Annotated in this window: 5 protein-coding genes; all 5 read right to left on the bottom strand. The window is 63.3% G+C overall.

The genetic code is table 11. The annotated features are described in order from the left end of the window. Positions 1 to 155: 155 nt before the first annotated feature. Complete coding sequence (locus Q0Y09_RS10665) at positions 156 to 1,001, bottom strand: SDR family oxidoreductase (RefSeq protein WP_297721257.1); 846 nt, start codon at positions 999 to 1,001, stop codon at positions 156 to 158. Positions 1,002 to 1,029: 28 nt separating this feature from the next. Next, positions 1,030 to 2,076, bottom strand: coding sequence for a mannonate dehydratase (gene uxuA, locus Q0Y09_RS10660; RefSeq protein ID WP_297721253.1), 1,047 nt, complete (start codon positions 2,074 to 2,076; stop codon positions 1,030 to 1,032). 38 nt (positions 2,077 to 2,114) lie between these two features. Further along, entirely contained in the window at positions 2,115 to 3,689 is a 1,575-nt protein-coding gene (locus Q0Y09_RS10655; RefSeq protein WP_297721250.1) for an MFS transporter, read from the bottom strand. A gap of 146 nt (positions 3,690 to 3,835) precedes the next feature. Next, complete coding sequence (locus Q0Y09_RS10650; protein WP_297721247.1) at positions 3,836 to 4,276, bottom strand: hypothetical protein; 441 nt, start codon at positions 4,274 to 4,276, stop codon at positions 3,836 to 3,838. Position 4,277: 1 nt separating this feature from the next. Next, entirely contained in the window at positions 4,278 to 7,526 is a 3,249-nt protein-coding gene (locus tag Q0Y09_RS10645; RefSeq protein WP_297721244.1) for a glycoside hydrolase family 3 C-terminal domain-containing protein, read from the bottom strand. Positions 7,527 to 7,539 lie beyond the last annotated feature (13 nt).

The raw sequence follows: 7,539 nt of genomic DNA, 5'->3' as shown, positions 1-7,539 counted from the left end.
CCCTCACACAGGGCGTTGGCCAGGGCCACAGCGTCCCGCTCAGGGTGGTTGAGCTTAATCACCGGTACAACGCCGATGTTAGAAATAGCCTGATTGATAGCGTTCATATCGCGACACTCCTTTTCATGATCTCAGATTCTAAAAGTAAGAGCTTATTACACTCCGGAGTAGGCAGCGAAGCCGGCGTCGATGGGCAGCACCACGCCGGTGATGGCGCTGGCGGCCTTGTCGTCGCACAGGAAGAACACGCCGCCCAGCAGCTCGTCGCTCTCCACGAACCGGTTCATGGGAGTGCCCGCCAGAATCTTGGCGGTACGGGGAGTGGGGGTGCCGTCCTCGTTGAAGAGGAGCTTCCGGTTCTGGTTGGAGACCAGGAAGCCGGGGGCAACGGCGTTGCAGCGGATGCCGGTACCGGCGAAGTGGGTGGCCAGCCACTGGGTGAAGTTGGAGATGGCGGCCTTGGCGCCGGAGTAGGCGGGGATCTTGGTCAGGGGGACATAGGCGTTCATGGAGGAGATATTCAGGATGCAGCCGTGCTTTTTGTCCACCATGTCCCTGGCAAAGGTCTGGGTGGGCAGGAGGGTGCCCTGGAAGTTCAGCTTGAAGACGAAGTCCACACCGGCGGCGTCCAAATCGAAGAAGGTCTTCTGGCCCTCCTTGGCCTCGTGGTGGTACTCGTTGTCGGTGGTGGCCCGGGGGTTGTTGCCGCCGGCGCCGTTGATGAGGATGTCGCAGGGGCCCAGGTCCCGGAGCACCTGGGCGTGGACGGCCTCCAGGGCCTCGGGCTCCAGCACGTTGGCCTTGTAGCCCTCACAGACCCAGCCCTGGGCCTTGCATTCCTCAGCCAGGGCCTTCACCGCGTCCTCATTCAGGTCCAGGGCGGCCACCTTGGCCCCCGCCTGGGCAAAAGCCTTGGCCATGTCGCCGCACAGCACGCCGCCGGCGCCGGTCACCACGACCACCTTGCCGGTAAAATCTACATTCAGAGGCAGATCGATCATCATAAAGCTCCTTTTTTCAAACAGCAGATTACTTCTTGGCCTTCTCGCAGGCTTCAAACAGGCCGTTGATATAGGTCGCGCCCAGGGCCCGGTCAAAGAGACCGTAGCCGGGCTTGCCGGTCTCGCCCCAGATCATGCGGCCATGGTCGGGCCGGACATAGCCGTCGAAGCCGGTCTCCACCAGGGCCTTCACGACCTCGTAGAGGTCCAGGGTGCCGCAGCTGGACAGGTGGGCGCTCTCCTCAAAGGAGCCGTCCTCCAGGATCTTCACGTTGCGGATGTGCATGAAGGCGATGCGGCCCATGGCGGAGTACTTGCGGACCATGGCGGGGATGTCGTTGCTCCGGGCGCAGCCCAGGCTTCCGGTACACAGGCACAGGCAGTTGGCGGGGGAATCCACCAGGCTGAGGAACCGGTCCAGATTGGCCTCGCAGGTGATGATGCGGGGCAGGCCGAAGATGGGATACGGGGGATCGTCGGGATGGATGGCCATTTTCACACCGCATTCCTCGGCCACGGGGATGACCTTTTTGAGGAACCGCTCCAGGTTGGCCCACAGGCCCTCCGCGCCCAGCTGGCCATAGGCGGTGATGAGCTCCCGGACCTCCTCCTGGGTGTAGCTGGAATCCCAGCCGGGCAGGTGGATGTCGTCCTTGAGGGGGTCCAGCCCCTTCATCTGCTCCCAGTACATGACCAGGCTGGTGGAGCCGTCGGCGGCCTTTTTGTCCAGCTGGGTCCGGGTCCAGTCAAAGACGGGCATGAAGTTGTAGGTGACGCACTTGACGCCGTATTTGGCGCAGCGGCGGATGTTCTCGCAGTAGACCTCCAGCAGCTCGTCCACGTCGCCACGGCCCAGTTTGATGTCCTCGTGGACGGGGATGGACTCCACCACGTCGAAGACCAGGCCGTTCTCGTCACAGTCCTGTTTCAGTTTGGCCAGGGATGCCTCCGGCCATACCTGGCCGGGCTTGACGTCATAGACGGCGGTGACGATGCTCCGCATGCCGGGGATCTGGCGGATATACTCCAGAGAGATGGGATCGCTCTCTCCATACCAGCGGAAGGAAAGTTTCATAATGCCTCCTGTCAGTTTGTATCAAGATGGAAGGGAAGTCAGGTCCGGAACTGTTCGGGGACCTGATCGATGGTGACCCAGGTGGCCATAGCCTCCTCCACGCTCATGCCGTCGGCCACAGCGGCCTTGCGGGCGGCGTTGACGGCGCGGATCTCCTTCATCCGCTCACCGGTGAGGGAGTAGCCCTTCATGGAGAGAAGGGTGGCGGTCCAGGCGACCATAGGGATGACGCAGAAGAGGACGATGACCACGATGTTCATGCCCTCCACATAGGGGGTGGCCTTGGTGGGCAGCTTGTCCAGGCCGATGAAGCTGCAGGCCACGCCCACCACGGTGGCGCTCAGGGAGGAGACCAGTTTGTCTACCAGGGAGAAGAGGGTGCCCATGATGCCGGGGACGAAGCTGCCGGTGCGGTAGGTCTCGTAGTCGGAGCAGTCGGCCACCATGGGGATGGGCATGTCCGCAGTGGCGTAATAGGCGCCGTAGCCCACCCCGAAGAAAATGATAAAGAGGATGGTATAGAGGTTCAACGTGAGATGGAAGCCGCCCTCCGTGGAATAGAGGCTCAGCTGGAAGGCCGCGTTCCCCGGGTTCCACAGGATGAGGAGGATGAGGACCACCACATAACAGGCCAATGCCACGCCCACATAGCGCATGAGGGAGGTCCGCTGGCCGTGCTTCTGGGAGGTGCGGACGGTGAGAAGGAAGAAGGGCACCGCAAAGACGTAGCCCAGCACCATCATGGGCAGGTAGAGCACGTCATAGTTGCCCATCATGCAGGAGTAGAGCATGGCCAGCACGGTGAGGTTGGTGGCGATGGAGAGGGCCAGCTTGCAGCCGCCGCCGGCGATCATCAGCCGCTGGAGGGGCTTGTTGGCCTTGATGATGGAGAGGTACTGGGAGAGCTTGACCTTCTCGGTCTTGGCGCCGCCCAGGCCGAAGTACTTGGGCTGATCCTTCTCCCAGATGCCGATGATGGCCAGGGCGGTGAGGACCACGGAGACGATGATGCCGATGGGAGTCATGACGGCGAACCAGGTCTGGTTGTAGTCGCCAAAGATATTGTCCCGGGCCAGGATGGGGCCGATGAACTGCATGACGCCCATGCCGGCCAGGGAGCCCACGGTGTTGAAGATGGTAAAGAGGGGACGCTGCTTGGGGTCGTCGGTGAGGACGGCCTGGGCGGCCCGGGTGACCGAGGTCTGGAAGGTGTAACCGATGACCCACACGGCGTAGAGCACGACGAAGGCGGCGTAGCGCAGCCACATCATGTGCTCGGGAATGTAGGGCGTGAGGACGTACAGGGCGATGACCGAGAGGGCCATGGTCACACAGCCGATGACCATGAAGGGCCGGAATTTGCCGAATTTTCCGTTGGTCCGGTCCATGAGGGCGCCGATGATGGGGTCGGTGATGGCGTCAAAGACCCGCATGCCGGTGACCATGAAGGAGGCGAAGACCATGGCCAGGCCCAGGACCACGTTGCCGAAGGTGGCGATGTAGGTGAGGATGAGGACATAGTAGACGTTGGTGGCCCCGTTGTTGAGGGGGAAGAGGACCAGCTGATAGGGCTTGGCCCGGTTCAGCGTGGCGTTGCTGGGCTCTTGCTTCATAAATCCGTTCCTTTCTGAAAAAAGACCGGCTCCCGCCTGTGGAAGGACGGGAGCCGGGACTCAGGTGACGTCGGTGCGCCTGCCCCGACGGGTCGGGGCGCCAGAATGAGCGTGACCCGGAACAGGGTCCCGGAAAGGGAAAGGGGTCAGGCGGCCTTGGGCTCCTTCACGGAGTTGAGGAAGCTGCCGATCACCAGGAGCAGGATGCCCAGGAGCAGGCAGACCCAGGCGCCGATGCAGGTGTAGAAGATGCTCCAGCCCATGGTGTTGGCGTCGTTGAAGGAGAAGAGGCCGGCGATGAGCATGACCCGCTGGCTCACGCAGGAGCCGAAGAGGTAGCAGTAGAGCGCGATGGCGCCCAGCACGGAGACGGTGGAGAGGGGGTCATGGTTGCCCAGACGGCTGGGGGCCACGATGGCCACGCAGACCAGGACGATGGCCACCACGCCGGCCAGGATCAGGGTGGACAGGTTGGTGAGGGCGTTGTCGGCGCTCATGGTGCTGCTGCGCACGGTGAGGAAGAGCCCCACGATGCCCAGGATGGCGGCGACGATGTTGAGATAACAGGCGATGCCGAACTTTTTCATATCAGATCTCCTCCTTCTTCTTGCCCTTGGAGGACAGGACGTACAGGACGGCGCTGCCCACCATCACCACGGCGGAGACGCCGGCGGCGGCGTAGTAGGCGGTGCGCCACCAGGTCATCTGGCGCTCCACGCGGGTGGTGGCGTTGTAGCGGTTCATCAGGTGGCTCTCGGTCCAGGCGTAGATGTTCTTGTGGACGGCCTCCTTCAGCTTGAGCTGGAGGTTGGCGTCGCCATCGATGAAGTGCTCATTCAGGCCAACGCCCTCGATGAGGTTGCGGAACAGGTCGGAGTTGCTCAGGGTGGTGGTGCTGTAAAAGCCGGAGCGGCCGCGGGTATCAAAGCAGGTGGTGCCGGAGTTGAGGACGGCGCTCCAGAGGTCCACGTCGTCATAGATGTCGGTGACGGCGTAGCCGATGAAGCCCCACTCGTTGGCCAGAATCTCGGTCATGAGGCCCTCGCTGGCGGTACACTCGATGGAGCCGATCTTGGAGAAGGAGGTCATGAGGCCGCGCATGCCGGCGTCGTAGTCGGCGGTGTCGTACTTGGTGGCCTCAAAGGCCAGCTGGTAGGCGCGCAGCTCCACCTCGCGGGCCCGCTGCTCGGTCATATAGGGGGACACGCCGCCGCGCTCGGACTCCTGGTCGTTGAAGGCGAAGTGCTTGGGGGCGGCCACCAGGCCGTAGTCCAGAGCGCCGATGGCGAATTCCATGGCGGCCACGCCGGAGAGGATGGGGTCCTCGGAGTAGTACTCGCCGTTGCGGCCATTGTAGGCGTGACGGTGGGTGTTCAGACCGGGGCCCCACAGGATGTTGATGCCGGTGAAGAGGGACTCGATGCCGGTGAACTGGCCCAGCTCATACATAAGCTCGGGATTGAAGGTAGAGGCGGCGATGGGGGCGTTGGCAAAGACCTCGGGGTGCCAGTTGCCGTTGGGGTCGCTGGCGGAGATGGCCCAGGGGGCGTTGGGGTCCTTGGAGGCGTTGAGGTTCACGGCCACGCCGTTGCCGGCGTTCTCGGTCATGTAGGTCTCCACAGTGCCGATGGACTCAGCGCCGGGGATGGAGGGACCGCCGAAGGTGAAGATATACATGGCCTCCTCCAGGGTGAGCTGATCCAGGAGCTCGTCCCACTTGGGATCGTCGTAGGGCACGCCGTACATCTCATAGAACTGGATGCCGTTGTCCGCGCCCCAGACGATGTCGGAGGTGTCGTCGCCGGTCTGGAGCTCATAGGTATAGCCGTTGAGGTTGTTGATGAGCTCCTCGTTGGTGAGGGTCATGGCGTCGTAGGTCTTGGGGAAGGTGCCGGCCCAGTCGGCGCGGGTGAGGTAGGTGACCTCGCCGGGCTGGTAGTAGTTCCAGTCGGCGTAGGGCAGCTGGTTGGAGATCTGATAGCCGGTCTTGGACACGGAGAACAGGGTTTTGGAGATAAAGTCCTCGGTGATGGTCTTCTTGTAGGACTGGCTGGCGTTGCCGGCGCCGGACATCTTGGCGGCGTCCATGCCCTGGGCGGCCATGATGTGGTTGAGGGCGTCGTGAGCGCCGTTGCCCACGGAGAAGTAGTAGTCGCCGGGGTCCATGATGTAGGCGCCGGTGGTGCCGTTGCCGTTGTCATGGGTCTCATCGTAGCTGGCGATGTACTGGAGGTCCACCTTCACGGAGACGGTCTCGGAGTCGCCGGGCTGGAGCAGGTCGGTCTTCTCAAAGTTGAGGAGCTGGATGGCGGACTTCTCCACGCCGCCGGCGATGTAGGGGGCCTGGCCATAGATCTGGACGGGGGTCTTGCCGGCGGTGTCGCCCACGTTGGTGACCTTCACATTGAAGGTGGCGAAGGCGCTGGGAGCGCCGGTCTCGGGGTCCACGGAGATATCGAAGACGGGCTCGCCCTCGAACTCGAAGGTGAAGTCGGTGTAGCTCAGGCCGTAGCCGAAGCCATAGGTGACCTCGTTGTCGTAGTTCCACTCGGTGGTGGAGCCGTAGGCGCCAACGGGGGAGGCGGCGTTGCCGTTGCCGGCCACGGCGTCGTAGTAGCGGGTCTCATAGTAGCGGTAGCCCACGTAGATGTCCTCGGCCTCGATGGTGTAGGCGCCGGGGGTGAAGCCCAGCACGCCGCCGGTGCGGGTGATGGTCCCGTCGGTGTTGGTGTAGTACATCTTGCCCATGTTCTGCATGGCGGGAGCGGACATGTTGTAGGCGGTGAAGATGTCGAAGAGGCCGCCGGAGGGGCTCACCCGGCCGCACAGGAGGTCGGCCACGCCCAGCATGCCGTAGCAGCCGGGAGCGCCGATCCAGAGGATGGCGTCCACGTCGGGGTCGTCCTTCAGGGTGCCGATCTCCACGGAGGCGGAGCTCTGGAGCAGAACGATGACCTTGTCGGAGCACTCCTTGGCCAGGGCGATGGCGTCCAGCTCATTCTGGGTCAGGGAGAGGGGCTCGCCGTGCTCGAAGCCCAGGCCCTCGGCCACGCCGCCGGGCAGATAGTCCACCTGCTCGCAGCTGGGGCGGGCGATGACCACGATGGCGGCGTCGCCGTACTGGACGAAGCTGTCCTTGTAGCTGCCGTTCACGGCGGCGATCTCATCCACAGAGGGCTCGCCGGGATTATAGACCTCGGCAGCGGGCTCATTTTCGTAGTGGATGTAGGTCTCGCCCAGCTTCTCGTAAATGTCGATCATGGTGGGGTTGAGGTTGAAGCCGGCGCCCTCGAAGTCGAACTCGTCGCCGGTCCAGCCGGAGATGGTGGCGGAGGGGGCGGCGCCGCGGGAGCCGACGGACCAGGCGATGGTGTTGGCGAAGTCGGTCCGGTTCTGGCTCAGGGCCTGCTCCAGGCTGATGTAAGCGCCCTGGGCCTTCACGCCGAAGCTGGAGCCCAGCAGATTGGAGTGGGAGCGGATGCCCAGCAGGGTCACGTTGGAGCCGCTGGAGAGGGGCAGCACGTTGTTTTCGTTCTTGAGGAGCACGCTGCCCTCGGCCACTTCCTGGCGGTTGAGGTCGATGGCGGCCTCAATGAGGGCCTTGGAGTTGCCGGTGCCGTCGGCGTTCAGGACCTCGGCGGGGGGCGTGAACTTGTCGTACAGGGGGTTCTCCTCGGTGTTGTCGGAGACGAACACCTCGCTGGCGGTGCCCAGATAGGTGTCGATGGTGCCTGCGTTGGCCTCCAGGACATTGCCCAGGATGAGGGAGAGGCACAGGGTGAAGCAGGTGACGCTGGTCAGGCCGCGCCAGAGGCCACGTTTTTTGCTCTTGTGCATGACGATATCCTCC

This window comes from Intestinimonas sp., assembly GCF_026169115.1.
Classification (GTDB): domain Bacteria; phylum Bacillota; class Clostridia; order Oscillospirales; family Oscillospiraceae; genus Intestinimonas.
Note: the sequence above shows the minus strand (reverse complement) of the source record. Positions and strands in the feature narration are given on the sequence as shown.